Genomic DNA, 23,407 nt, shown 5'->3' with positions numbered 1-23,407 from the left:
GCGCACGCCGAGAGCCCGCGGAACTTGACGCAGGCTCAACGTGACGCATGCGTGAGCATAACACCGGAGTCGGAAATACGGCAAAGGATGGTCCTAAAACCAAACGAGAGTCTAACATGACATGAATCCGGGATGAGTTCCCCGTGTCGGTCTGACCCTCCCGGCCCCTCTCAGCATTGGCGAGTGGGAGCGTGCGACGCTCGCACAGAAGCCCCTGAACCCCGGCGGGGAGACGGGTTTGGGGTCAGGTCTACCAACCGCGAATCACAACGGGCGACCAATCTGGCCGCCCGCTCTGACACCTGAAGACTGACTACTGGTTACTGATTACTATCTACTTCCGAAAGCGCTCACCTGCCGCCGCCAGCGGCGCTCGCGCACGGCGCGCACGCGCCAATCTGCTGCGCTCAACGCCGCGCCGATCACCAGATACACGAGGCCGCCGATCCACGCCGCGACACGCAGCTGATTCGAATCGATGGTGGCGATCTCCTCGGCGCGTTTGGGGTCCGAACGCCGGTCCGGATCGTAGATGACGGGGATGGTCGCACCGGTTGCGATCCGCTCGTAGTCGTCGGCGGTGAGGTCGAAGCGGAACGGTTGATCGACGGTGCCGCCCGAAAGCGTCTCGGCGGGGAAGGTGCCGGTCACCCAGTAGCCGGGCAATCCGCCGCCCAAACGCGCCATACCCTTGTCCGTCACGATACCCGGGGTAGTGACGCCGCTTTCGCGCATACGCTCGACGTAACGCGCCTCGGCTTCGGCCGTGACGATCACCAGCACGGCGATCAGCGCGCTGACGATCATATATGCCGCGATCCGGGTATAAGGACGCTGCGGGCTGCGGTGGATGGAATAACGCTGTGACTGAACAGAACTATACGGCGCGGCCATAATTGCAGATGCCCTCGTAGAACCTGCAAAACAAACCTTGCGATGAAGTATACGGTCTTTTGTGCCACTTCAACATAAATTGAAGCCGTCTTTATGTGAGTTGTCAACAACAACTGACAATCTGTGCAGCATAGGCGGGCCACCCCGCGCGCCACAGACACGATACAATCAGCGCCTTCCATGGGGTATGCCGGACGCGGAAGGTCAGACCATGCTGGAGAACAGAGTTATCCTGATTACCGGGGCCGCGGCCGGGTTGGGCCGCGCGACCGCGCTCGCCGCCGCGGGTTACGGCGCCAAACTCGCCCTGTGCGACCTCAACCACGCCGGCGTCGACGAGACCGCCGAGATGGTGCGCGCGCTGGGATCCGAGGCGATCAGCGCGCCGGTCGATGTCGCGGCGGCCCACGAGGTCGAGGCGTTTGTGAAGCACACGGCGGATACCTTCGGCATGCTCGACGGCGCACTGAACAACGCCGGTGTCGGCGGGACGCTCTCGCGCACGCACATGCTGACCGAGGAGCAGTGGGATCAGACGATGGCCGTCAACCTCAAGGGCGTGTGGCTGTGTATGAAGTACGAGTACCCGTACATGCGGCGCGAAGGCGGCGGCGCAATCGTCAACATGGCGTCGGTCGCCGGCTTGATCGGCTTCCCGATGAATTCGGTGTATGCGGCCAGCAAGCACGGCGTGATCGGCCTGACCAAGTCGGCCGCGGCGGAATACGCGCGCTACAACATCCGGGTCAACGCCGTCTGCCCCGGCTACACCGACACGCAGATGGTCGCGGCCATCGAGGATATCCGGCCCGGCATGGTTGATAAGACGCTCGAATCGGTGCCGATGCGCCGCCTCGGCAAGCCGGAAGAAGTGGCCGAGACGGTGTGCTTCCTGCTCAGCGACCGCGCCCAATTCCTCACCGGGCAGGCGATCGCCATCGACGGCGGGCTGATCAACGTGTAACGCGTCGGCCGGCGCGCGGATTTTGAACCGTTGGGCGCCGCCGTGCGTATCACCCATCAGACCCGGTTGAACAGGGGTGGATGGAAACAGCGTGGACTTGTCGCCAGAGCAAACCGAACTTCTGATGGCCGCCCAAGCGGGCGACCCGCAGGCCTTCGAGTCGCTGTATCTGGCGCTTGAGCCCGACGTCAGCCGCTTCGTGCGTCGCCTTCTGCGCGACGATCCGATCTGCGACGACGTCGTGCAAGAGACGATGTTGGCGCTGTACATCCATCTGGGCGAGATCGATCCGCCGGCCAAGCTGCGGCCCTACGTCTTCCGCGTGGCGCGCAACGCGTGCTACGACGTGATGCGGCAGTGGGGACGCCGGCCCGGCGTATCGATCGACGACGACGGGGCCGCCGAGCGGGTCGCGTATGAACTGCGCGACGACGGCAGCGGCCCAGAGGAGATCGCCCATTGGCTGCTGCTCGGGCTGGAAGTTCGCGAAGCGATCGACCGCCTGCCCGAACTGCAGCGCCAGACCCTGATCCTGTTCTGCGAGGAAGAGATGAGCCAAGGGGAGATTGCCGAGATCATGCAGACCAGCGTCGGAACCGTGAAGTCGCGTTTGTTCCACGCCAAGCGCAGCTTGCGCGGCATGGTCCGGCCGGACGTGCTGCTCGCCCTCTCCGCCGACTCGCAACCTCAACCGGTTGATGAACACCTAGAGCCGATGCTCGCAGGAGGATAACCGCCATGGAACCCGCCCAGACCCAACAACTTGCCCAACTGCTGCAAGCCGTCCGCGCCTTGCAGCGCTCCACCGAACGCGCGATCCAGACCAGCTCGTATGAGGGGGTCGCCGCCATGACCGTCAGTCAATATCAGGCGCTGCACGGGCGCATCAGTGAACTGCTGCCTGACGACTTCTTCATCCAAACCCTCAAAATCAACCCGAATACCGAGGGCGAGGGCGCAGAGCGCAAGGCCGTCACGATCGTCGGGACTGCCGCCACACAGCTTGAGTCGTATCTCGAGTCGATGCTTCCCTTCCCGCAGCGCCCGCAGCGTAGTTCGGTCCCGCACGTCCCGCCTGTGCCTCCCGTGCCCCCACGTCCCGCTCGCCCGCCACGCCCGCCGCGCCCGCCACGGCCCGCTCGCCCGCCGCGCCCGCACGGCTTCAGCATTCGCGTCGAACGGCCCGACGAAGTCGAAGACGATAACGGCAGCGCGGAGACGACCGAGATCAAGCGCCGTCTCGACGCCCGCTTCGCCGAGGAGCGCGCCAAGCGCAAAGGCGACGATGGTGGTGAAGCCGGTGACGATTTCGAGTTCAGCTTCGATTTCGACCGCGAAGAATGGGCCGCCGCGACTGAGGAGTTCCGCCGCGAGATGCGCGAACGGGCGCGCGAGCTGCGCTCGATGGGCCGCGACCTGCAAGAGCAGATCATGAACATGACGCGCTCAACCCTCCACCGCGCGTTGAGTTCGATCGACTTCGGTCAGATGCGCGAGGCCCGCATGCGCGGCGCCGACCTGTCCGGTCAGGAAATGGCTAACGCCAACTTCGAGGACGCCGACCTGAGCGGCGCGAACCTGTCCGATGTCGACGCCAACCATGGCAACTTCCGCGACGCCAAGCTGCGCGGGGCGGTCCTGCAAAACGCCAACTTGAGCTACGCCGTCTTCAGCGATGCCGTGCTCGACAGCGCCAACATGCACGGCGCAAACATCAGCCGCGCCAGCTTCGACAGCGCGGTCATGCACAGCGTCAACGCCGGTGACGTCGACGCCGAATACGCCAGCTTCGAGGATGCTACGCTGGACAACGCCAACTTCGGCAACGCAGTGCTCAACGGCGCAATCTTCACCGACGCGGCGCTGCGCAGTGCCAACTTCGGCGCGGTGCGGGCCGGCAACTCGAACTTCGAAGATGCCGATGCGACCGCGGTCAACTTCGGCGGCGCCGATCTGTCGAACAGCATCTTCCAGAACGCCAAACTGCGCAGCGCCAACCTGTCCGGCGCGAATCTCGTCAACACGTCGTTTGAAGACGCCGAGGCGACCGGCGCCAATTTCAAAGGCGCGCAGCTTTCCAACGCCGTGTTCCAAAGTGCATCCCTCAGCGGCGCGAACTTTCAGGGCGCGTCGATGGATGGAAGTTCGTTCGAGGACGCGAACGCCACTGGCGCCAACTTCGCCAATGCCGGACTGGAGCGCGCGGTGTTCCTTAACGCCGACCTGCGCGACACCAACCTTACCGACGCCGACCTGCGCAGCGCGACGTTCGAGGACGCCAACCTGCGCGGCACGGTCCTGAGCGGCGCCAACGTCGACGGCGCCACCCTGCCCGACGGCGAGCGGTGCAGCAGCTTGGAAGATTTCCGCCGCTTCGGTGCCCGCGTCGGTTAGCTCACGTCAGAGGATAGAACAACGCCCCTCATCGGATGCCGATGAGGGGCGTTGTTCTTAGCGCATTCGCTCTGTCCTTGCGAAAATCCCGCCCGCCGATTCGAGTACGGGTATATAACCATACTATGCGCCGCAATCCCGCACAGCGCTGATTACGTTACAGCCAGTCCGGAAAGGAACCCAGCTCATGGCCCGGCGTTCTACTCTCGCACTCTTCCTCTCCCTGCTGCTTACACTCGCCTCCGCCCCTGCCGTACAGGCGCAGTCCGCGCCGTCTTATGACAACTTCAATTCGGCCCTGCCGATTGCGCTCAATGCGAAGTACACCACCCCCGATGTGCATCTGGCAACCACGCAGACGCAAGACCAGACGATCTGCGGTCTGCCCAGCTACCACAGCGTGTGGTTCTCATTTGTATCGCCACTGACCGGCACCATCGCCATCTCGACATCCGGCAGCACGATCAATGTCCGCCCTTATCTTTCAGGGCCAAATACGGCCCTGTCCATCCATACCGGAACGCTCGCGAGCTTAGTGGACGTTGCGTGCGCGCCGTCCACGATGGGGAACGCGACCATCACAGGGGCGTCCATAACCGCCGGCACAACGTATTTCATCCGCGTCGCGTCGGAGTTCAATAACATTCTCCCCGGCTCGGTCTACAAGATGAAGACCCAGGTCATTGCCGCTAGCTCTTACGATCCAGGCATCGTTGATGGCAGCTTCGAGGCGGGTTCATCGGCCTGGGTCGTCAAGAACGGGCTCAACGGCGACGCGCGGGTTTGCGGCACTGGCGAAGCGGTGGCCGGAAACTGCCTCTTCAAGTTCTTCGGAGGTCCCGCCGAATCTACCAAGCTCCAGCAAACCCTCAATTGGCCCACCACCTCGCTGCTTGGCCACAAGGGCCACACGATCTTTCTCAACGCCAACTTCAAGACAACCGGCACCAGCTTCAACTTCAAAGCGACGTTGAAAGTCAGCTACTCCGACGGTACGCCAACGTCCAAAGCGTCACGAACGGTGGGTGAGCTTATTGGTACCTATACCAATCTGAACGTGCCTGTCGAGATGGCAAGTGCCAACGTCTCGAAAGTGAAAGTGCAGTTCAAGAACGGAGCGGCCGATGGCACTGTCCTTCTCGACCTTGTCGGGGTGTATTACGTGGGCGGCCTTACGCGAGACGCGCCGCTGGCCATGCCGCTGCCCGCGCAGTAGGTCGGTGCATTCCCCATCCGCTGGGGGTTGAGCCTCACGTTACGTCAGGCTGTAGCGTTGGACGTATCGACACGACACCCAGCGGAGGGGACTCATGAACATCACCATCCTCGACATCGAAACGACCTATCGACAGCTGTTCGACGCACCCGACGCCGAAACGCGTGCCGCGATCTTCGAGCGCGAAATCGCCGCCCCGTTCGCCGGCCTTGCGCAGAGGTTCGGCGGGGCCGGAGTGTTCGCCCAGTGGGGCATGTCGCCGGAGCAGTTCGCCGGCGGCGATGCCGCGCTGCAAGCGAAACCGTTCGCGACGTTGGTTGAGTACGACGCGTGGCGCAAGGCGGCGCAGGCGGTCGAGGACGCCCGTGCCGCCTTCGAGAAGTACACCGACCTGAGCGCCGTCGGCGACATCACGTTCGCGCTGCTGCTCACACAGCCGTTCAGTTACGGCGGGATCGACATCGGATATTCCGGCTTCGGCGCGATCCCCGGCTCGGTGATGGTCACGTACAGTGCGCCGACGCCCGAGAACGTCAGGGCCGTGCAGGCCGCGACAGCCCACGAGATGCACCACCAGTTCGTGGGCTGGCTGTCCGGTCAAGGCGCGATCATCTCGTCGCTGGCGTCGTATATGATCAACGAGGGGCTGGCCGAGTCGTTCGGCGCGGAGCTGTACGGCGCGGACAAGGTCGGCCCGTGGGTCACGGCGTTCGACATGAGCCGTCTGGACGAGACGAAAGCGCGCTTCCGCGATGCCTTCGACCTCAGCGATTTCAACACCGTGCGCCAATACATCTTCGGCGACCCGATCAGCGGCGGCTTCAGCGGCACCGATCCGATCGGCATTCCGGCCTACGCCGGTTATGCGCTCGGCTACCACACCGTGCAGGCGTACATGAAGCGCACCGGCAAATCGGTGGTGGAAGCGACGCTCGTCCCGCCGCTGGAGATCATCGCGGAGTCGCACTTCTTCGCGTAGAGAATCGCCCCCTCAGCTCCTGCCCCTCTCTAGCCGGCATGCCCCTCCGGGCACCAGCTAGAGTCGAAACCTCGAACCTCCGGTTTCCCCTCTCCCCTCGTACGAGGGAGAGGGGTCAGGGGTGAGGGGTTATTCAGCTACCGCCAACCTGCGCTCGGCGCTGCCGGTACCGGCAGCACATCCGCGCCGCCCGGAGCCGACCACGCATCGGGGAGTTCGAGCTTGAGGCCGGACAGCACCGGCGTGAAGCGGCCGACGAATTCGCCAACACGCACGGTACCGGCAGCAAAGCTGTCCAGCCGAACCGTATCGCCAAAGTCCGTGTCGTTGTTCTTGAATTTGACGACTGCCTTCACCGGTTTTAGAGAGGCCGTTGCAAACGCTGTGTACTGGACGAAGTCCGTGACGTCGGTGTCATAATCGGTACCGAACTTGAGTTTGGCTCCGCTTGCATCGACCAATTTCACCGATATGGCGAGGTCTGGATCGCCGACAAGCTCGACAGAGGCGTTCATCGTCAAAATGTCGCCCTTCTTGATTTTGTTGTCAACGAGGTTGAGCTTGGACTTCAACTGCGTTGACTCCAGCGCGCCGCTGCTGGTAAAGACAAAGTAGCAGTTGTACGGCGCGATCGGGTCGCACACAGCCGTCTCTCCGACATCACCGTTCTTGACCGACCACCCGTTCAGATCGGCTACCGGTAGTCCGGATGTATTGGTGTTCTCGTAGCGGTCCACGCTGAACTCGAAATTGTTCGGCATCAGGTACCCAAGCGTAATGAACGACTCCGTGAGAGACACAATACCTTCAGGTTCGGAGGTCTGACCGACACGCAGATAGTAGGTTCCGGGCGAGAGAAATGCAGCCACGTAGCCGTCAGACTGATCGAGGTCTGGCGCGATCGCGAGCCCGGCACCCGTATCCGTGTAGATCGAAAACCACAGGGTTGGCGCGCCAGTCGCGGAGTTGAGCTGCTGGAACACGGTCGGGGATTCGTCCACTTTCGTGAACGTGAACCACACGGTGTTGTACAACGGATCTGCCAGCGCGGGATCGGCAGGCTCGTTCAAGTCGACCGTGGCAAAGCCCATGTTCGACAGCGAGACATTCGCCGGGAATTTGATCGACTTGGCACCGCCCGGCTCGTTGTTCGACGCCGGGTCGTCCGGCACATGCGTTACGACAAGATTGACTTGCGAGGCCGCAGTGACCGTGATGGCAGTGCTTGCGGAGACCTGAATCAGGTAGTTCCCGTTCACCGGGATCGGCACGTTGGTCAGGACAGCGGCCCCGCTCCCGTTGTCGTTGCACGCGACTGGCACTAAATTGCCAAACGTTGTGAAGTTGCTGCCGAAGTAGATCGACATCACCGAGTCGGGCGAGTTGCCGCCGCCGGTGCCATAGCTGGTGCCGGCCGTGCTGAGCGTGACCAGCCCTTCGACCAGAAACACCTCGAACCAGACCGACTTGCTGCCCGCAGAGGCGGCGGGCAGGCAAGAGTGCTGCGATTCACCCCCCTCTATGGTCGCGTTCTCAACGCCCGTCACAGTCATCTCGGCATTGGGGCTGAATTGGAAGGCGGACGACTTGTTGTTGTTGGCCGCGTTTAGGATGACTTGAACGGCCCGTGGCGCGGACTGGGCCGCGGCGGGCAGTAGACTGATTGCCCCCAATAGGCATACGATCAATACCCATACTCGTCGATTGGATGTCATTAAGTTCTTCTCCATGTGACCCTCGGTAGTTGAACTCTATCACAACTTGTTACATTGCGCTGACAGCAAGCATGTCGGTGTTCGCGACCCGATCCGGTCGCCGCGCTATAATCCGAACCCGATCTGATAGAGGAAGGACACCGCCGCATGGAACTCGATCGCGATCAACTGCAGAAGGACATCATCGCGCTGTACACCCGCGAGCACGCCGAACTGGGCGTGGCCGGCACGCTCGACCATCTGGAACGCGGAAGGCAGTGGGACCTCTCCGGCACACTGCGCGACGGGGGTGTATTGGTCTTCCCACACGCGGGCGTGAAGGACTGCGGCTATCAGATCGCAGCGTGCGTCCATGCGGTGCTCGACAGCGGCGCGGACAAGGTCGTCGTGATCAGCGTGCTGCACGCCTTTACGGCCGACATGGAAGCAGCCCGCCGCGCCGTGGCCGCCGGCGGAAAGCCATCGGACTGGCCGTACTGGGGTATTCAGGGGACGGGCATCGACGGCCCGCGGCAGGAGTGGCGCGGCGACCACGCGTTGATGAGCTGGCGGCATTTCTGGAACGCCGAGGTCAAGCGGCGCGGTCTGCCGCCGGAGCGGACGCCGCAGATGATCGAACGCTACCCCTACCTCGCTGGCGGCAAACCTGAGGAACTACCGGGCATCGACGCGCTGGCGGATCTGGTCAAGGACGCCGTGATCGTCTCGACCGCCGACCCGTTCCACCACGGCATCGGCTACGGCGACACGCCTGAGAACTCGTTCGACCACGACGAGGCCGGTCTCAAGCGCGCGCAAACGGTCATCGAGGAGGGCATCCGCATCCTCGGTGAAGGCGACTATTGGGGTTACAACCAGCACTGCGTCACCGCCAAGTCCGATCACCGCGACGCCGGGCAGGTGTTCCGCTATCTACGGGGGCCGATGACCGGGCGCGTGGTCGACATGACGTACAGCGTGGCCGATGAGCTGTACAAGGCCCCGCCGCCGACGTGGGTCGCCGCCCCGCTGGTGGAGTGGACGCTGGTGCGGTAGGGGCAGACACGAGTCAGGCTTACATTGTCAGGCTTCTGGTACGGGAGGACAGTGCAGTCCTCCCGTTGTTGTATGTCCCACCCATAAACACCATCCTTTTTCCATCCTTCAAGAAGGGTGACTCGTTGAAATCAGTGGGTGTAACGTTGCGGTGTCCGCAGCTAGAGGAGGCCCACAATGGTACGCCATGCAGTCCGTTCCGCTTTCTTCTGTGCACTCTTGATCCTCACCTTGATGCCGCTGGTTGTCTCCGCACAATCCGAGAATCCGCTGCCAGCCCCAACCGGGCCGTACGATGTCGGAGTCGTATGGCGACACTGGGTCGACGAGTCGCGCGACGAGCCTTATGTCCACGACACCGACGACAAGCGAGAGGTGATCGTCCAGTTTTTGTACCCGGCAGTGGTCGAGGCCGGCGCTGTACCCCAGCCTTACTTCGACAATGCCGACCTATTCATGCCGGTGTTTACAGGTCTCCTCGCGCCGGCTGTTAATCTCACGATGCAGACTCAGGCCGGTGACCTCAGCGTATTCCAGTCACATGCCTATCCTGATGCACCGCTGTCCGACGCGCTCGAACAGTATCCCGTGCTGATCTTCTCGCACGGGGGCGGCGCCGACGTGCGCATGTATACGGCACAGATCGAAGAAATGGCAAGCCATGGATACGTGGTGGCAGCAATCAACCATGTTTACGGCGCATCGTATACGACCCTGCTCGACGGTCGCCCGGCTATCCCGACCTACGAAGGGGGCTTCGAACCGGCGGCCAACCACTGGTCGGCCGATCAGATCTTCGTGATGGACCAACTCGAGCGGTTGAACGAAAACGATCCAGACGGCGTGTTCACCGGCCGGCTCGACCTCGACCGTCTTGGCGTGTTCGGTCAATCACTCGGCGGAACGACAACAACGATCACGTGCTTCGTCGACCCGCGCTGCAAGGCGGGCGCAGCCGGTGATGGCCCGGTTTACGGCGGGGTCATCGAACAAGGGCTTGATCAGCCATTCATGTACCTGTTGAGCGAAGACCGGCTGTTTTCGGACCCGGCATTCTACGGCGAGTCGCGTGGGCCGCATTTCGATGTTGCCGTCGAAGGTTACGAGCACCTCGACTACGGCGACTTCACACTTTGGCCAAATATCGAAACGGTGATTGAAGCACGGTGGCTTGGCGGGGTTGACGGCCAAAGGGCTGTTGAGATTACCCGTGCCGCGCTCGTGGCATTCTTCGACACCTATGTCAAAGGCGATCCGGCGGCGTCGATGGATGTGTTGGGGCAGTATCCCGAAGTCACCGTTTCGGCGCGCAACGTTGACGGCATGAGTGAGGCAGCGGATCCCAGCGGACTGACGGCCGAGCTGGCGGAAGAGTTCGTCGGCCGTTTCGACGCCGTCATCAACGAAGACACCGCGCTGGCCCGCGAGCTGTTCCACGAGGACTTCGAGGCCCACCTGCCCTTCGCACAACAGATGGACCGCGAGGGCTGGATCGCCTACGCCGATATGTTCAAAGCGTCGTTCCCGGACATCGTCCAGACGACCAACTTCATGTTCCATCAGGGCGATAAGCTGGTTATCCACGTCACGTACCACGCGACGTTCAGCGGCGTACCGTTCTTCGGCGCCGAGCCGAACGGACAGCCGATCGTGATGAACGGCATCGGCATCTTCCGCTACGAAGACGGCAAACCGATCGAGAACTCCGCCGTGCTGGACGTCGGCGAGCTGTTCGTCCAGATCGGACTCGTTACGCCGCCGGGTCCGTAATCGCTCTTCGCAGTTCATGGGTTGGGATGGACGGGCACGCCGTCCATCCCATATGCACCAAGATAAGGAAAAAGGGTAATCTTTTCGCCTCTCACCGCAGAAAAGAGACCCTTCTTCCATGACAACCATAACGGAACTGAGCGAAACGCTGCAAGGTCTGTTGAGTACAACAGCCAATGAGTTGGCAAAAAAACGGGATTCATCCGTCGGCAGCGAAAAGTCACGGGAGCAGGGTTTGCCCAGACGCTGGTGCTTGGCGGGCTGATGGCCCCGGCAGCGACGCGGCGCGAACAGCAGCACCATGCTGTGCAGGTTGGAATGCCGATCAGTACGCAAGGACTGGAACAGCGTTTCACAGCGACCGCGGTGACGTTCATGCGGCAGTTACTCGAGGAAGGGCTGCGGCAGACCATTCGAAGCGAGCAGCAAGGGACGGTGTTGCCGTCATTCAACGGCGTCTACATCAGCGACTGCAGTCGGGTCGAGTGGTTGGCAACGGGCGTGAAACTGGCGGTACGCTGGGAGTTACAGCGCGGGCAGTTGGAGATTCAACTGCGGGAACTACGAGAGAACGACCAGAAGAGCGCGGTGGTAGACGCGGCGCTGCCCGAAGGTGCGCTGCATCTGAACGATCTGGGTTTCTTCAAGCTGACCCGCTTCCAGCGCTGGAATGAGCAGGGTGTGTTCTGGCTCACCCGCTTCAAAGTCGGCACGACCGTGTTCACCACAGAGGGAGAACCGCTCGATCTGCTGCAGCATTTGAAACAACTGCCCGGACCGCAGTGTCTGCCTGTTCAAGTCGGGAACCAAGCGCGTCTGTCTGCTTACTTGATAGCGGCCCCCATCCCGCGCCAAGCGCTGCAAACGCGGATGGCGCGGCTAAAAGAACAAGCACGGCTGGACCAACGCCCGACCTCCCCCCGTCAAACCGCCTTCGCGCGCTGGACGATCTATCTGACCAACATCCCCGACTTGACCTTCGACCAAGCTCACACCCTCGCGCGCACGCGCTGGCAAATTGAGCTGCTGTTCAAGCTCTGGAAGTCTCATGGTCAGATCTTGCGCTCACGCACGGCCGATCCCTGTCGACAACTCTGTCAGGGCTACGCCAAGCTCTTGGCGGTTTTGGTCGCCCACTGGATGCTGTTGGTCGCTGGCTGGTCCCTTGACAACCTCGGCTCTCTCGATGCGCTTCGCCTCGTCCGCACGCATACACCTCTGCTCATGCGCGCCTTCACATGCCCACCCCTCTGGCGTGTCCTCTGGCTCTGGCTCACCGCCGATCTGCGTCTCGCCGCACGCCGTTCCAAACGGGCCAAAGTCCCTCTCGCTTTCCAACTCTGGCAGGTTTTCGACTTCTCATGGTCTTAACTTGGTGCATATGGGACGCGATACATCGCGTCCAGACTGCCGGGTGCTACCACGGACGCCATGGTTGTCGTCCCTACCACACCGCCGCGATGACTGACGGTAGATGTGCGGAACAAACGTGTCTGGTAGGGATGCGATATATTGCGTCCGGAATTCTGGTCCACTGGGATGACCGACGGCGCAATTGGGAGGACGTCGGATGTTGAACAGCGAAATATCCTGAGGAGCTGCAGCGGGAGGGGGTATCACATGATCTATCAGGCAGTCATGGGCACCTTCGTGCTTCTGTTCGGATTCTTATGCGTCTTGATGGCATCGTGGACGGTGGTCCGAGCGCCCCGAACAGGACGTTACATGATGCGGGAAGGCAAGTGGCCGGCCGGGGAGCGTTTCTTCTGGCTCGTCGATTACAGTAAGAGGGCGGAGCTTGTCGAGATCGACTACTCAAGATACTTCAAACTATACGGAGCATTCTTGCTTTTTCTCGGATGGTACACTCGCATTTTCCTTGGGATCGTCGCGGTAGTCGGGATATGCGCTGTGCTGATTCGGCTTACTGTTCCTTCCATATTCTGAGGACAGCATACATCGCGCCTCGGACAGCAGGCGGCGTCACCCCGCGTATCGCGTCGAAATCGGTGGGCGCATATAATCCGGTCATGTCAACCACCCACGGACACCCCGCCCCCTGACCACCCGACCCGCAATCACGCCTGAGTCTCGCGCTGCCCGCCTCGTGCCGGCCGTGCTGATCGCGATTCTGGCCGTCGCGGCGGTGCTGCGGTTCGCCGATTTGCCTGCCGCGCGCCTCAACATCGACCACGCCTATCCGGTCGCGCAGGCGCTCGACACGCTCGACCACGGCGCGCTCCCGCTGATCGGCCAGCCCACGTCGGTGTTTGCCGCCAATCCGCCGCTGACCGGCTACCTGTTCGTGCCGGTGCTGGCGCTCACGCGGTCGGTGCTGGCGGTGTACGTGTTCGTCGTGCTGCTCAACACGGCCGCGGTGTATTTCTGCTACCGCGCCACAGCCGTTCTGCTCGACAACCCGTGGCTGGGGCTGGCGGCGGCGTGGCTGATGGCGGTCAACCCGTGGATGATCGAGTTCAGCCGGACGACGTGGGTGCAGTGCCTGCTGCCATTCCAGACGACCGTGATCCTTTGGCTGTTGATCCCCGTGCTGCGCGGGCGGGCGGCCCGGCCCGTCCTCCGGCTTGGCGCGGCGCTGATCGCGCTCACGCTGTCGTCGCTGACGTTCCTGTTGACGTTCTTCCTCGCGCTGCCGGTGGCGCTGCTGCTCGTGATCTTCCGCCGGCATGTCCCGAAGCGCGGCCTGCTGATCGGCGGGGCGGTATTGGTCGCGGCGACTGGCGCGTTCGTACTGGCGCTGCTGGCGAACCCTGAGGCCGGGTTCGCGCGTATCGGCAACTTCGCGTCCGAACCGGCACGCGTCAAGCCGGAGGCGGCGCTGCACGCGATCCGACTGGTGACCGGCGATCAGTACGGCGTGTCCCGCGCGCCTGATTTGCCCGACGCGGCGGCGTGGCAGTCGGCCGAGGCGTCGGCGCATTTCGCGCTGCAAATCGTGCTGGGCGTCGGCATTGCGGCGGCCATCGGCGCGCTGCGGCGCCCCGGTGGGCGGCGTCCCGCGGCGATCGTCGCGCTGGTGTGGTTCGCGCTGCCGGTCGCGGCCATGAGCTACAACGGCAGTCCGGTGCATCCGCATTATCTGCTGCTGTCGCTGCCGGCAGGATTCGCGCTGGCGGCATGGGGCGCGGGAGTCGTCGCGCGGCCCCCGCTGGCGCGCGTGCTGGTCGTCGGCGGGCTGGCTGCCGCGGGGCTGGTGTCGGCAGGCAGCAGCGTGCGCCTCGCACAGGAGACCCGTCTCGGCCTCAACGCCGGCCTCGATAGCATCCCGCTGTACGACGGCGAACGCATAGGCGCGGCGATCAACGCAGCCGTGCCTGACGGCGGGTTGGTGTATGCCAACACCCTGCCGTGGATTCTGAGCAGTTTCGCGGGGCGCTCGCTGAACGTCGTGAACGAAGTGCGCATGGCCGGTGTCACCATCATTCCGGTGTCTGGCGGACTGGTCGTAACGCTAAGTGCCGAACCGATCGATCCGCCGCCGCTTGCATCCGATTCGCAGGTTATCCCGATCACCGGCGGGATGGCATCGATAAGTAGGTTTGTGCCGGGCGGCATCGACCTTGATGCGTTGCCCAACGCGATGAACGTCCCGACGGCGCAGGGGCTGTCGCTGCGCGGCTACGACCTGACATCCAACCGGCGCGGTACCCGCTGGACGCTCACGACGTACTGGCACGTGGTCATGGCAAATCCCGACGCAAGCCGTGACGCCTTTGGCTCGTTCACGCACGTCTACGATGCGGACGGTGCGCAGATTCTCAACGTCGATGGGCATATCGTGCCGGGGTATCTGTGGAACACGGGTGACCTGCACGTGCATCAGCAGCGCTTCGAGCTGGCGCCGGATATCCCGTTCACGGTCGGAATCGGTCAGTACGACGCGGACGCGGGGCAAAATCTCGCGTTCATCCTCCCCACCGGCGAGTGGGTGGTAGAGGTTGTCATCACGCCGGAGTAAGTCGCCCGGCGTGACGGACGGTGGGCGCTAGTCGTCGATCTTATCCCATTCCTCAGGCTCGACATCCGGAACCTTTGCCAAGACAGCCTCGAACTTGGCGCGGTCGGCTCTGGCAGCGCGGGACTTGAGGTAGTCCTCTGTTTTTAGTGCAGCGACTTTCTCGGCCACGGCCTGTGAAATGAGCTGATTTATCGATATCCCTTCTTCCGCGGCAAGTGCCCTTACAGCCGCGTGCAAGGATTTTGGCAGTCTTACATTCACTGCACTCATGGCTGCACCTCCAGCAGCTTCAGGAACTCTTTCGGTGTGATCGACTGAATCCCGAACCTCTCGACTCCGCGAAAGTCGCGTATGTTGTGAGTGACGATGAAGTCGCAGCGCGCATTGACAGCCAGTTCCAGAATCATGTCGTCGTTGGCATCACGAAGAAAAGGCCGCCACAGAAAGTCAATGACGTGCGGCACGCCTACCTTACACATGTAGTCCACGAGGCCTTCAATATCATCTCTTGATACCGAATGGGTCGATCCAACAAGTCGCATTGCCACTGCCTCATACTCGATCACGACCGGAACTGACAAGCACGTTACAAACTCATCAGAGTCCAAACGCGACATGACGGCGAACGACGCGCCGTTTCGCGAACGTAGCGCGGCCACGACGACATTAGTGTCCAACACGATGCGATGCATGATACCAGATATGATACCACGGCAAGGACGATTTCGCTTGTCTCAACTGCTGATTGCTAGCGATTGCCCGCCCGTTCGCGACGGATCAACTCGCGCGCCTTGTCGATTGTCGAGGCGGTGTGGACACGCCCGCCGATCTTGGGCTCGATCCGGCGCGCGGCGGCCAGCAGCATCCCGGCCAGCGGCGGCACGACCAGCACGATTAGGCCGACGTTGTCGGGCAGACCGGCCAGTGCCGACAAGGCACGCTGCACCGCGCTTAGGCCATGCGTCTCTGCCGACGCCTTGCCGAGGTTGGCGATGATGTCGCAGCGGTGCGATTGGGCCGCGACCAAGTCACTCACATGCGCGACGCCGGCGTCAAACTCTGGCCACGTGTAGTCGCGCTGAACGTCAAGCCGGACGACTGTCTGCGACTCGTCGTCCCATGTCACAACAAGCGGTGTCACCGCAGACTCTCCTGATTCGGTTCTGGATGGGGTATGGCGCGGCTACGCCTCGTGCGGCGCGGGGTGTTCGTCGGGCTGACCGACGTGGAACACCTTGCCCTCGGCCGCGCGCAGCAGCCGGTCGCGGATCGCCGCTCCAAGCCCTTCGGCATCAAGTAGCGGCGCAAGGATGACGTCGACGCCCTGCCCGTCGAGCGCACGCAAGGCGCCGAACAGCACGCGGCCGATAGCGGCGTGATCGTGCTGCTCGCCGAGCGCGATGATCCGCGCGCCGAGCTGTGTATAGTGCGCGGCATCCTCGTTGACAGTCAGGATACCCACACGCCGACCATTGGCGATATAGCGCGCGGCCGTATCGCTGATCGCCGTGCGCACGGCGGTGGCCGGCCCTTCGTACAGCATCAACCGCGCACGCGGCGCGTAATGGCGCAGCAGCTGCCCCGGCGACGGCGATGCTTCGTCCTCATCGCCGAGATATTGCGAGACGACACGGATTTCGGGGATCAGCCGGCGCAGGTCTTCGATCACGACGCCGCCCGGGCGCAGCACCACCGGCGGGTCCTGCGTGAGGTCCAGCACCGTCGACTCGAGGCCGAGCGTCGTCGGGCCGCCGTCGATCACCACGTCGACACGACCGTACAGGTCTTCGAGGACGTGCGCGGCGGTGGTGGCGCTGGGGCGGGTGAAGGTGTTGGCGCTCGGGGCCGCGATCGGCGTTTTCGACGCTTCGATCAGCGCCCGTGCGACAGGATGGATCGGCATGCGTACTGCGACGGTCGGTAAGCCTGCCGCGAGGTTAGCGGGCACGTGGCCAGCTCGCCTGAGGACCAGCGTCAGCGGCCCGGGCCAGAAGGCCTGCACAAGCGGCTCGACCCACGCCGGAATGTGCTCGGCGAGCCGGTACAAGTCGGTCGGTTGTGCGATGTGCGTGATAAGCGGGTCGTTGGCCGGGCGCCGTTTGGCCCGGTAAATACGCTCAACGGCCTCGGGGTCGAGTGCGTTCGCCCCAAGGCCGTAAACGGTTTCGGTCGGGAAGGCGACCAGCCTTCCAGCGCGGATGTACTCGGCGGCTTTGGCGATCACATCCGGCTCTGGCGCGGCCGGATCGACGTGCAAGATGATGGTCTTCGCCGAGTAGTCCATGGTGTGCGGGAGGGTTACTCCACCTGTACTTTGACTTTGGTCGTGCCGGTCGTGCTCGGCGGGCTGTCATTCCCGCTCGACTCACCGTCGGCCTGCTGGTGTTTCTCTGCAGCCTTCTTGACTTCTTCGACGGCGGCTTCCATCAGCACGCGCAGTCCCTTGGTGAACTCACGCGTGGCCTGTGCGCCGTGCTCGCGGAAACCCTCAGGCAGCAGCGCCTCAAGCGCCTTGCCGGTCTCTTCCAGCGCGCGCCGCTGGTGGTAAAGGAACGACTCGAACGGGCTGCGCGGGTTGCTCTCGTCCGTGTTGGGCGTTGTGTTCTCGGTCATCTCGATACTCCTTCTCTGGTTCCTGCCCCTTAGCCTTGACCTGCTGCTCAATCGTGCAGGGGTGCGTTGCGGGGTTGACTTACTGTAATGTACGCACGCGCCGGGCTAAAGTTTCGCGGCGGCCACCTGACGCCTACTCTACGGGCGGAGGCGGCGGAACCGGCAGGTCGGCAACCGGCGTATCACGCCAGCGCTGGCCTTCCTTGATAATGAGGTACGGGATGCCGTTGTGAATCGGGTACTTGTTGCCGCTGTCCGCACAGGCCAGCCAATGCGGGTTGACCAGTTCGAGCCGGCCCGGGTCGTCCCCTTTGTCCTTGAAATGCACGGCCTCGGGACAGCGCAGAAACTCAAGATGCTCAGCCTGAAACGTGGGGGCGTCGGACATGCCGTAAAGATCCTCTATCAGTGGGGATATCCAGCAGTATACCACAGGCACCGCAGCGACAGAATACAACCCCTTCTAGGAACGCATGTGCACATGGTTGAAAGCGGGCGATGGTCCACCTACGCAGCAGGGCTTGGCGGTACAATAGAATTATTGACTGTTGAGGAGTACCGTATGGCCCCCGCCGCACCACCGCGCATCCCTGCCGACGTCGAATCCCCCGCCAAGCTCCTCGATACAATGCTCGCCCTACGCGGCCAGGTCGTCGAGGAGGCGCGCACGATCTACGACTCGTGGCGGCCGCGCATCACACGCCGGCGCTTCATGATCAGTGGGACAAATTTCGCGCATTATCTGGCGCTGCGCCGGCGCGACCTGCGTGACGTGCAGGCCAGCCTGTCACCGTGGGGGTTGTCGTCGCTGGGGCGGATCGAAGCCCATGTACTGCCCAACATCGACGCCGTGATCGCCTCGCTGGCCGCCATCTCACGCGCGTCATCCAACAACATTCCGCGCCGGCCGCGCGCCGGCCAGTTCGCACGCGGCGACCGCCTGTTGGGGCTGAACACCGAGGAGGTGTTCGGGCCGCCGGTGGATGGCCGGCGGGTGCGCATCATGGTCACGCTGCCGAGCGAGGCGGCGGTGAGCTATCGCTTTGTCAAGGATTTGGTCGACCACGGCATGAGCTGTGCGCGGATCAACTGTGCCCACGACACCTACGACGACTGGGAGTCGATGATCGCGCATGTGCGGCGCGCAGGCCGTGATGTCGGCCGGCCAGTCAAAGTGGCGATGGACCTCGGCGGACCGAAATCGCGCACGGCCGATCTGCGCAAACCGGATGCCGGCATCGTGTTCCGCGGCGATACGATCCTGCTCACCCGCGAAGCCCCGCCCAAGAAGCACGGCTGTACTGCCGCGGTGCGCTGCACATTGGAAGGTGCACTCGACCAGCTCAAGATCGGCGAGTCGGTGTTCTTCGACGATGGGCGTATCGGCACGCTGGTCGAGCACATCCGCCCCGAAGGCATCGTTGTCCGCGTGATCCGCGCGCGCGACGGCGGCGAGAAGCTCAAGAACGACAAGGGTGTCAATTTCCCTGACACCGACCTGCATCTTAATCCGCTGACCGAGAAGGACCTCGAAGACCTCGATTTTGTGGCCACGCATGCCGACATCGTCAGCTACAGTTTCGTGCAGAGCAGCGACGACATGGCGCGCTTGCAGTCCGAACTCGATGCACGTTCGGAGATGCGCCTCAAGGAAGGGCTGCCGCGCACGGTGGTGATCGCCAAGATCGAGACGGCGGCGGCGGTGCGCAACCTGCCGGAGATCATCGTCGAGGCTGCCGGCAAGCGCCCACTGGGCGTGATGATCGCGCGTGGCGATCTGGCCGTGGAGATCGGCTGGGATCGGCTCGCGGAGATCCAAGAGGAAATCCTGTGGTTGTGCGAAGCGGCCCACGTGCCGGTCGTGTGGGCCACTCAGGTGTTGGAGAGTCTCGCCAAGCACGGGCTGCCGTCGCGTGCGGAAATCTCGGACGCCGCGATGGCCGAACGTGCCGAGTGCGTGATGCTCAATAAGGGGCCGTACATCCTCGATGCGCTCGATATCCTCGACGGCGTACTGCGCCGCATGCAGGCGCATCAATCGAAGAAGTCGCCGCAGCTGCGCGCTCTCACGTCGTGGCGCTAGCGGCAAAGACGAAGGAGACCACCATGCCTGCCAAGAAATCGCCCGCCAAGAACGCGCGCCTGACCGTTCCTGCCGATGTCGCTGACCGCCTGCGCGCCGAGGCCGAGCGTCAGGATATCGATCTCAAGACGCTGCTGACCGATGTCATCGAGTCGTATCTCGAACAGGTCGGGCGGCGTGAATGGCCGGACCTGTCAGGCAGCATGGCCGATGCGCTGGCCTCGGTCGGCAGCAACGATCCGCGCCCGCGCGTCGTGCCCAAGCGTTAGGTGGACGCCGGTTCGTCCAAGTATCTGAGCTGCCGTATACGGACGTCTCCGCAAGCGGGGCAGCGAATCACCGTACGCTTGTCGCCGGTGGCCTTCCAGCGAATGCCGCCGATGTCCCAGAACGAGCTCTGGGTGTCGCAGTTTTCGCAGGTGAAGACCCACCGCTTTGATTCCGTTTCCATGTTCGCGGCCCACTTGGCCGGCAGAATACGCTTGAAAAACCGTTGAATGGCGGACATACGGACCTCCTCGCGTCTTCGCGGACTACCGTTCGGTCAAACTATTGGATCATAAAACAGGTTGCAGGGCACCATGTCGAATTGTCATGTCGACGAGCCGACATATCATGAGTCGCCTAGAGACAACTCCAATGGACGATATGTGAAATGATCGACCTCGTCGACTCACCCCGGCTATCTCGGGCACTTGACTGCTCCGGGCCCGCACCACCGCGCGGCTGAACACCCGCACATTCTCCCGAAGATGCCGGATGACGCCCTCCCACTCCATGCTTATCGTGCCGACCCCCTGATAGAGTCTCCGTAGGTTCATCTGGTTCTGCCTCTTGGTCCGACAACCGAAAGCATTTCAGATGAACCTCTTCCTTCTCTAGTGTCGCCCCCTCAGGCTCCAGACTGGCGAGGGGGTTGGGGGTGAGATTCGAGTCGGGGTTCCGGGCAGCGCCCCGGCTAAGTCTCCCCGGGCGGCGGTGATTCGAGGTGCGTGAGCGTCCGCATGCCGATTTCGCCGCAGGCCGGGCAGCGCGTCATGGCGCGCTTATTGCCCGTGGCCTTCCAGCGGATGCCCCCGATGTCCCAGATCGAGCTTTGCGTGCCGCAGTTGTCGCACGTGAACACCCACCGCTTTGAATCGGATTCCATGTGTGCGGCCCATTTGGCCGGCAGAATGCGCTTGAATAACCGTTGAATGGCGGACATACGGACCTCCCCGCGGTACCGCGGCCTACCTTTCGGTCACACTATTGGACCATAGATGATGGATTCATGGCCAACACACGGCTAACTCGTTGTCCACGCGGTATAATTCGACGTGATGAGTGGGCGAGGCCATTGGATCGTGAACGCGATTCTCACCACGACATTTCGGAGTTTGATGGAGTATCTCGCCAAGCGAGCTACCCCTCAGCATGTCCTCGCGTACGATTCTTCCCCTGAGCAGCAGATGCAGTTGGGCGACATGCTCGATCGAAATGCCGACGCCACCCTGAGCGCCGTGGAACGCTTGGAACTTGCGCAGATCGTTTTCTGCAACGATGCACTGACTCAACCCAAGGAACGGGCACAGGCGTCGCTCTATCGCAGGTATTGACTGCGGATTCTCACATTCACCGCTGAGACGACACCCTGACGCTGACCGTCGTGTGACTCGCGCCGGAGCCTGAATCTTCCGGCCGGGTCCTGACCCATTCAACGCGTTTATCAGCCAGTCGGACAGCCCCAGCAGCGGGCTGATTCTCGCCTTGGGCGTTTGCCTTAGGCCGCGTGATACCAATGACTCGTCAACACTAGGAACAATCTCGTGAGCAACCCTAACCTTCTCGACGCATTGATTAACCTGCCCCGCATTTGGGGATCGCAAGTCTCGCCAGACGGCAAATGGGTGGCGTGGAGTTGGATCGGCGTTGGCCCGGCCATCGATGTGTGGGCCGCGCCGACCGACGCCAGTCAGCCGCCGATGCAGCTCACCGACAACCATGAGGAGACCGTGCTGGTTAGTTGGCTGCCTGATTCGTCCGGCATGATCGTGGCGCAGGACACCGGCGGCGACGAACGCAAAGGGCTGTATCGCGTGCGGCTGGATCAGCCGTGCGTGATGATCCCGCTGACCGATCCGCAGCCGAACTACTTCGTGCGCGGGGGCGAGGTCACGCCCGACGGGCGGTACCTCAAATACGCGGCAAACCTCGACATCACCACCGGCGAGGAGATTGAGCAGATCGCCCTGATCCGGCACGATCTCGAGACCGACGAGCAGGTCGAACTGGCGCGCACGGTCCGCAACGCCTACGTCATCCCGCAGCTCAGCCCCGACGGCCAGCTGATTCTGTACAACCGCAAGGATCGTCACGCGGCCGGGACGCAGCTTTGGGTGTGCGCGTCGGATGGCAGCAGCGACCGCGAGGTCATCAATGTGGGCGACGACAAGAAGGCGTGGGGCGGATGGCTGCCGGACAGCCACCGTATCCTGATCACCGCTGAGGCGGGTGCCCACGTGCGTGTCGGGGTGTACGACACCGTGACCGGCAGCTTGCGCTGGCTGATCGACGATCCCGAGCGCAGTATCGCGACGGCGTTTATCCACGACGTGCCGGGGGCGAAATACGCGACCGTCATCGAGGATCACGGCGCGCGCTCGATTCCCTCGCTGCTCGACCTCGATACCGGGGCCGAACTGCGCCTGCCGTCCGTGCCCGGCGCGTTGATCCCGCAGGCGCCGGTCGGCGAGGGGTTGTGGCTGGCGACCTACTACAGCAGCTCCCAGCCCACCGACCTCGTGCTGTGCGATCCGTTCCATCCCGACCCGGACGCGTTCATCAGCGTGGCGCGGGTGTGGGACAAGGTGCAGCTCACGCGCGACGACCTGACGCCGGCCGAGGACTTCCGCTGGACGAGCGTCGATGGCCTCGAGATTCAGGGTTGGTTGTACCGGACCCCTACAGCACCGGCGCGTGGCACGATCCTGTACGTTCACGGCGGACCGACCGCGCACGCCACCGACATCGTGATGGCCGAGGTGCAGTTCTACGCCTCGCAAGGATTCAACGTGCTGGTGCCGAACTATCGCGGCAGCACCGGGTTCACGCTGAAGTACCGCGAGTCGATCAAAGAGGATGGCTGGGGCGGGCGCGAGCAGGACGACATCGCCTATGGCGCGAAGGCATTGATCGAAGCCGGCATCGCCGAGCCGGGCAAGATCGGCGTGACCGGCACGAGCTACGGCGGCTACTCGGCGTGGCATCAGATCGTGCACACGCCGGTCGAGTGGATCGCCGCGTCGGCGCCGGTGTGCGGTATGACCGATCTGGTCGTGGACTACGAGACGACGCGCCCCGACCTGCGCCCCTACAGCGAGGAGATGATGGGCGGCCGGCCCGATCAGGTGCCGGAGAAGTACCACAAGGCGTCGCCGGCCAACTTCGTACAGAACATCAAGGGACGGCTTCTCATCGTACAGGGGCTGAACGACCCGAACGTGACGCCCGACAACGTCCACGCCGTGCGGGTGGCGCTGGATCAGCACGGGATCGAATACGGTGTGCTGGCGTTCGACGACGAGGGCCACGGCATCCTGCGCCCGCACAACCTCAAGCGGTTGTATCCGGCGTTGGCGGACTTCTTCGCCGGGGCGTTCGGCGGGGTGTAGGTGGAGCGATGCTGGGGCGGACTTGGGTACGTACGGTACTGTGCGTCGCGACCTTCGCATTCGGTCTTGCGGGTTCGAGTCTTGCTATCGGTTCGCCGCCGTCGCCTCTCGT

At 63.0% G+C, this 23,407-nt stretch carries 23 protein-coding genes; 13 read left to right on the top strand and 10 right to left on the bottom strand.

Features of this window, described 5'->3' with window-relative positions; all coding sequences use genetic code 11:
• Positions 1–330: 330 nt before the first annotated feature.
• Positions 331–807 carry a hypothetical protein gene (locus IPM16_14355; protein MBK9124283.1) on the bottom strand — a complete coding sequence of 159 codons (477 nt, stop codon included), beginning with the start codon at positions 805–807 and terminating at the stop codon, positions 331–333.
• A gap of 298 nt (positions 808–1,105) precedes the next feature.
• On the opposite strand from IPM16_14355, the gene IPM16_14350 reads away from it, so the two are divergent.
• The 5 genes from IPM16_14350 to IPM16_14330 all read left to right on the top strand — a co-directional run bounded on the left by IPM16_14350 (position 1,106) and on the right by IPM16_14330 (position 6,447).
• Positions 1,106–1,858, top strand: a complete 753-nt coding sequence (locus IPM16_14350; protein MBK9124282.1) for an SDR family oxidoreductase — start codon at positions 1,106–1,108, stop codon at positions 1,856–1,858.
• A gap of 91 nt (positions 1,859–1,949) precedes the next feature.
• Positions 1,950–2,591: a sigma-70 family RNA polymerase sigma factor gene (locus IPM16_14345; GenBank protein MBK9124281.1), complete on the top strand. Its 642-nt coding sequence runs from the start codon at positions 1,950–1,952 to the stop codon at positions 2,589–2,591.
• 5 nt (positions 2,592–2,596) lie between these two features.
• Positions 2,597–4,252, top strand: a complete 1,656-nt coding sequence (locus IPM16_14340; GenBank protein ID MBK9124280.1) for a pentapeptide repeat-containing protein — start codon at positions 2,597–2,599, stop codon at positions 4,250–4,252.
• Positions 4,253–4,439: 187 nt separating this feature from the next.
• Complete coding sequence (locus IPM16_14335; protein MBK9124279.1) at positions 4,440–5,468, top strand: hypothetical protein; 1,029 nt, start codon at positions 4,440–4,442, stop codon at positions 5,466–5,468.
• Positions 5,469–5,562: 94 nt separating this feature from the next.
• Positions 5,563–6,447, top strand: a complete 885-nt coding sequence (locus IPM16_14330) for a hypothetical protein (GenBank protein MBK9124278.1) — start codon at positions 5,563–5,565, stop codon at positions 6,445–6,447.
• Between the two features lie 137 nt (positions 6,448–6,584).
• Here the strand turns inward: IPM16_14330 and IPM16_14325 are convergent, their stop codons facing one another.
• Positions 6,585–8,162: a hypothetical protein gene (locus IPM16_14325; GenBank protein ID MBK9124277.1), complete on the bottom strand. Its 1,578-nt coding sequence runs from the start codon at positions 8,160–8,162 to the stop codon at positions 6,585–6,587.
• A gap of 147 nt (positions 8,163–8,309) precedes the next feature.
• Between IPM16_14325 and IPM16_14320 the strand changes: the two genes are divergently transcribed.
• From IPM16_14320 to IPM16_14305, 4 genes are all read left to right on the top strand, one after another.
• On the top strand, positions 8,310–9,197 hold the full coding sequence (locus tag IPM16_14320; protein MBK9124276.1) for a hypothetical protein: 888 nt from the start codon (positions 8,310–8,312) through the stop codon (positions 9,195–9,197).
• Between the two features lie 177 nt (positions 9,198–9,374).
• Positions 9,375–10,967: an ester cyclase gene (locus tag IPM16_14315; protein ID MBK9124275.1), complete on the top strand. Its 1,593-nt coding sequence runs from the start codon at positions 9,375–9,377 to the stop codon at positions 10,965–10,967.
• Positions 10,968–11,168: 201 nt separating this feature from the next.
• Entirely contained in the window at positions 11,169–12,338 is a 1,170-nt protein-coding gene (locus tag IPM16_14310; GenBank protein ID MBK9124274.1) for an IS4 family transposase, read from the top strand.
• Between the two features lie 736 nt (positions 12,339–13,074).
• Positions 13,075–14,946, top strand: a complete 1,872-nt coding sequence (locus tag IPM16_14305) for a hypothetical protein (GenBank protein MBK9124273.1) — start codon at positions 13,075–13,077, stop codon at positions 14,944–14,946.
• A 27-nt stretch (positions 14,947–14,973) separates the two neighbouring features.
• Here IPM16_14305 and IPM16_14300 read toward each other — a convergent pair whose 3' ends face one another.
• The 6 genes from IPM16_14300 to IPM16_14275 all read right to left on the bottom strand — a co-directional run bounded on the left by IPM16_14300 (position 14,974) and on the right by IPM16_14275 (position 17,947).
• Positions 14,974–15,216 carry a toxin-antitoxin system HicB family antitoxin gene (locus tag IPM16_14300; GenBank protein MBK9124272.1) on the bottom strand — a complete coding sequence of 81 codons (243 nt, stop codon included), beginning with the start codon at positions 15,214–15,216 and terminating at the stop codon, positions 14,974–14,976.
• A complete protein-coding gene (locus IPM16_14295; protein MBK9124271.1) occupies positions 15,213–15,638 on the bottom strand; it encodes a putative toxin-antitoxin system toxin component, PIN family in 426 nt (141 codons plus the stop codon). The genes IPM16_14300 and IPM16_14295 overlap by 4 nt, the downstream gene beginning before the upstream one ends.
• Before the next feature lie 56 nt (positions 15,639–15,694).
• Positions 15,695–16,087 (bottom strand): hypothetical protein, encoded by a 393-nt coding sequence (locus tag IPM16_14290; protein ID MBK9124270.1) that lies wholly within the window; start codon positions 16,085–16,087, stop codon positions 15,695–15,697.
• 42 nt (positions 16,088–16,129) lie between these two features.
• Positions 16,130–17,230 carry a threonylcarbamoyl-AMP synthase gene (locus tag IPM16_14285; protein MBK9124269.1) on the bottom strand — a complete coding sequence of 367 codons (1,101 nt, stop codon included), beginning with the start codon at positions 17,228–17,230 and terminating at the stop codon, positions 16,130–16,132.
• A gap of 14 nt (positions 17,231–17,244) precedes the next feature.
• The gene (locus IPM16_14280) at positions 17,245–17,559 is read right to left on the bottom strand and encodes a hypothetical protein (GenBank protein MBK9124268.1); all 315 of its coding nucleotides are present in this window, start codon (positions 17,557–17,559) and stop codon (positions 17,245–17,247) included.
• Between the two features lie 133 nt (positions 17,560–17,692).
• On the bottom strand, positions 17,693–17,947 hold the full coding sequence (locus tag IPM16_14275) for a hypothetical protein (GenBank protein ID MBK9124267.1): 255 nt from the start codon (positions 17,945–17,947) through the stop codon (positions 17,693–17,695).
• Positions 17,948–18,121: 174 nt separating this feature from the next.
• On the opposite strand from IPM16_14275, the gene IPM16_14270 reads away from it, so the two are divergent.
• Both IPM16_14270 and IPM16_14265 read left to right on the top strand, forming a co-directional pair.
• On the top strand, positions 18,122–19,642 hold the full coding sequence (locus tag IPM16_14270) for a hypothetical protein (GenBank protein ID MBK9124266.1): 1,521 nt from the start codon (positions 18,122–18,124) through the stop codon (positions 19,640–19,642).
• A gap of 23 nt (positions 19,643–19,665) precedes the next feature.
• Positions 19,666–19,911, top strand: a complete 246-nt coding sequence (locus IPM16_14265) for a hypothetical protein (protein ID MBK9124265.1) — start codon at positions 19,666–19,668, stop codon at positions 19,909–19,911.
• Here the strand turns inward: IPM16_14265 and IPM16_14260 are convergent.
• Positions 19,908–20,150 carry a hypothetical protein gene (locus IPM16_14260; protein ID MBK9124264.1) on the bottom strand — a complete coding sequence of 81 codons (243 nt, stop codon included), beginning with the start codon at positions 20,148–20,150 and terminating at the stop codon, positions 19,908–19,910. The two genes, IPM16_14265 and IPM16_14260, sit on opposite strands and share 4 nt — an antisense overlap.
• 450 nt (positions 20,151–20,600) lie before the next feature.
• Entirely contained in the window at positions 20,601–20,849 is a 249-nt protein-coding gene (locus IPM16_14255) for a hypothetical protein (protein MBK9124263.1), read from the bottom strand.
• 139 nt (positions 20,850–20,988) lie between these two features.
• Between IPM16_14255 and IPM16_14250 the strand changes: the two genes are divergently transcribed.
• The gene (locus tag IPM16_14250) at positions 20,989–21,240 is read left to right on the top strand and encodes a hypothetical protein (GenBank protein MBK9124262.1); all 252 of its coding nucleotides are present in this window, start codon (positions 20,989–20,991) and stop codon (positions 21,238–21,240) included.
• A 210-nt stretch (positions 21,241–21,450) separates the two neighbouring features.
• Positions 21,451–23,295 carry a S9 family peptidase gene (locus IPM16_14245; GenBank protein MBK9124261.1) on the top strand — a complete coding sequence of 615 codons (1,845 nt, stop codon included), beginning with the start codon at positions 21,451–21,453 and terminating at the stop codon, positions 23,293–23,295.
• Positions 23,296–23,407: the final 112 nt, after the last annotated feature.

The sequence above is a fragment of the Candidatus Flexicrinis affinis genome (genome assembly GCA_016716525.1).
Taxonomy (GTDB): Bacteria; Chloroflexota; Anaerolineae; order Aggregatilineales; family Phototrophicaceae; genus Flexicrinis; species Flexicrinis affinis.
The sequence above is the reverse complement of the archived record's forward strand: the minus strand, read 5'-3'. Positions and strand labels throughout refer to the sequence as shown.

What these genes read in the sequence shown, in the direction of transcription:
- IPM16_14300 (MBK9124272.1), bottom strand. Translation starts at nt 15,216, where the DNA reads ATGAGTGCAGTGAATGTAAGACTGCCAAAATCCTTGCACGCGGCTGTA.
- IPM16_14280 (MBK9124268.1), bottom strand. Translation starts at nt 17,559, where the DNA reads ATGACCGAGAACACAACGCCCAACACGGACGAGAGCAACCCGCGCAGC.
- IPM16_14275 (MBK9124267.1), bottom strand. Translation starts at nt 17,947, where the DNA reads ATGTCCGACGCCCCCACGTTTCAGGCTGAGCATCTTGAGTTTCTGCGC.
- IPM16_14315 (MBK9124275.1), top strand. Translation starts at nt 9,375, where the DNA reads ATGGTACGCCATGCAGTCCGTTCCGCTTTCTTCTGTGCACTCTTGATC.
- IPM16_14335 (MBK9124279.1), top strand. Translation starts at nt 4,440, where the DNA reads ATGGCCCGGCGTTCTACTCTCGCACTCTTCCTCTCCCTGCTGCTTACA.
- IPM16_14285 (MBK9124269.1), bottom strand. Translation starts at nt 17,230, where the DNA reads ATGGACTACTCGGCGAAGACCATCATCTTGCACGTCGATCCGGCCGCG.
- IPM16_14255 (MBK9124263.1), bottom strand. Translation starts at nt 20,849, where the DNA reads ATGTCCGCCATTCAACGGTTATTCAAGCGCATTCTGCCGGCCAAATGG.
- IPM16_14330 (MBK9124278.1), top strand. Translation starts at nt 5,563, where the DNA reads ATGAACATCACCATCCTCGACATCGAAACGACCTATCGACAGCTGTTC.
- IPM16_14295 (MBK9124271.1), bottom strand. Translation starts at nt 15,638, where the DNA reads ATGCATCGCATCGTGTTGGACACTAATGTCGTCGTGGCCGCGCTACGT.
- IPM16_14270 (MBK9124266.1), top strand. Translation starts at nt 18,122, where the DNA reads ATGGCCCCCGCCGCACCACCGCGCATCCCTGCCGACGTCGAATCCCCC.
- IPM16_14320 (MBK9124276.1), top strand. Translation starts at nt 8,310, where the DNA reads ATGGAACTCGATCGCGATCAACTGCAGAAGGACATCATCGCGCTGTAC.
- IPM16_14340 (MBK9124280.1), top strand. Translation starts at nt 2,597, where the DNA reads ATGGAACCCGCCCAGACCCAACAACTTGCCCAACTGCTGCAAGCCGTC.
- IPM16_14355 (MBK9124283.1), bottom strand. Translation starts at nt 807, where the DNA reads ATGATCGTCAGCGCGCTGATCGCCGTGCTGGTGATCGTCACGGCCGAA.
- IPM16_14260 (MBK9124264.1), bottom strand. Translation starts at nt 20,150, where the DNA reads ATGTCCGCCATTCAACGGTTTTTCAAGCGTATTCTGCCGGCCAAGTGG.
- IPM16_14325 (MBK9124277.1), bottom strand. Translation starts at nt 8,162, where the DNA reads ATGACATCCAATCGACGAGTATGGGTATTGATCGTATGCCTATTGGGG.
- IPM16_14265 (MBK9124265.1), top strand. Translation starts at nt 19,666, where the DNA reads ATGCCTGCCAAGAAATCGCCCGCCAAGAACGCGCGCCTGACCGTTCCT.
- IPM16_14350 (MBK9124282.1), top strand. Translation starts at nt 1,106, where the DNA reads ATGCTGGAGAACAGAGTTATCCTGATTACCGGGGCCGCGGCCGGGTTG.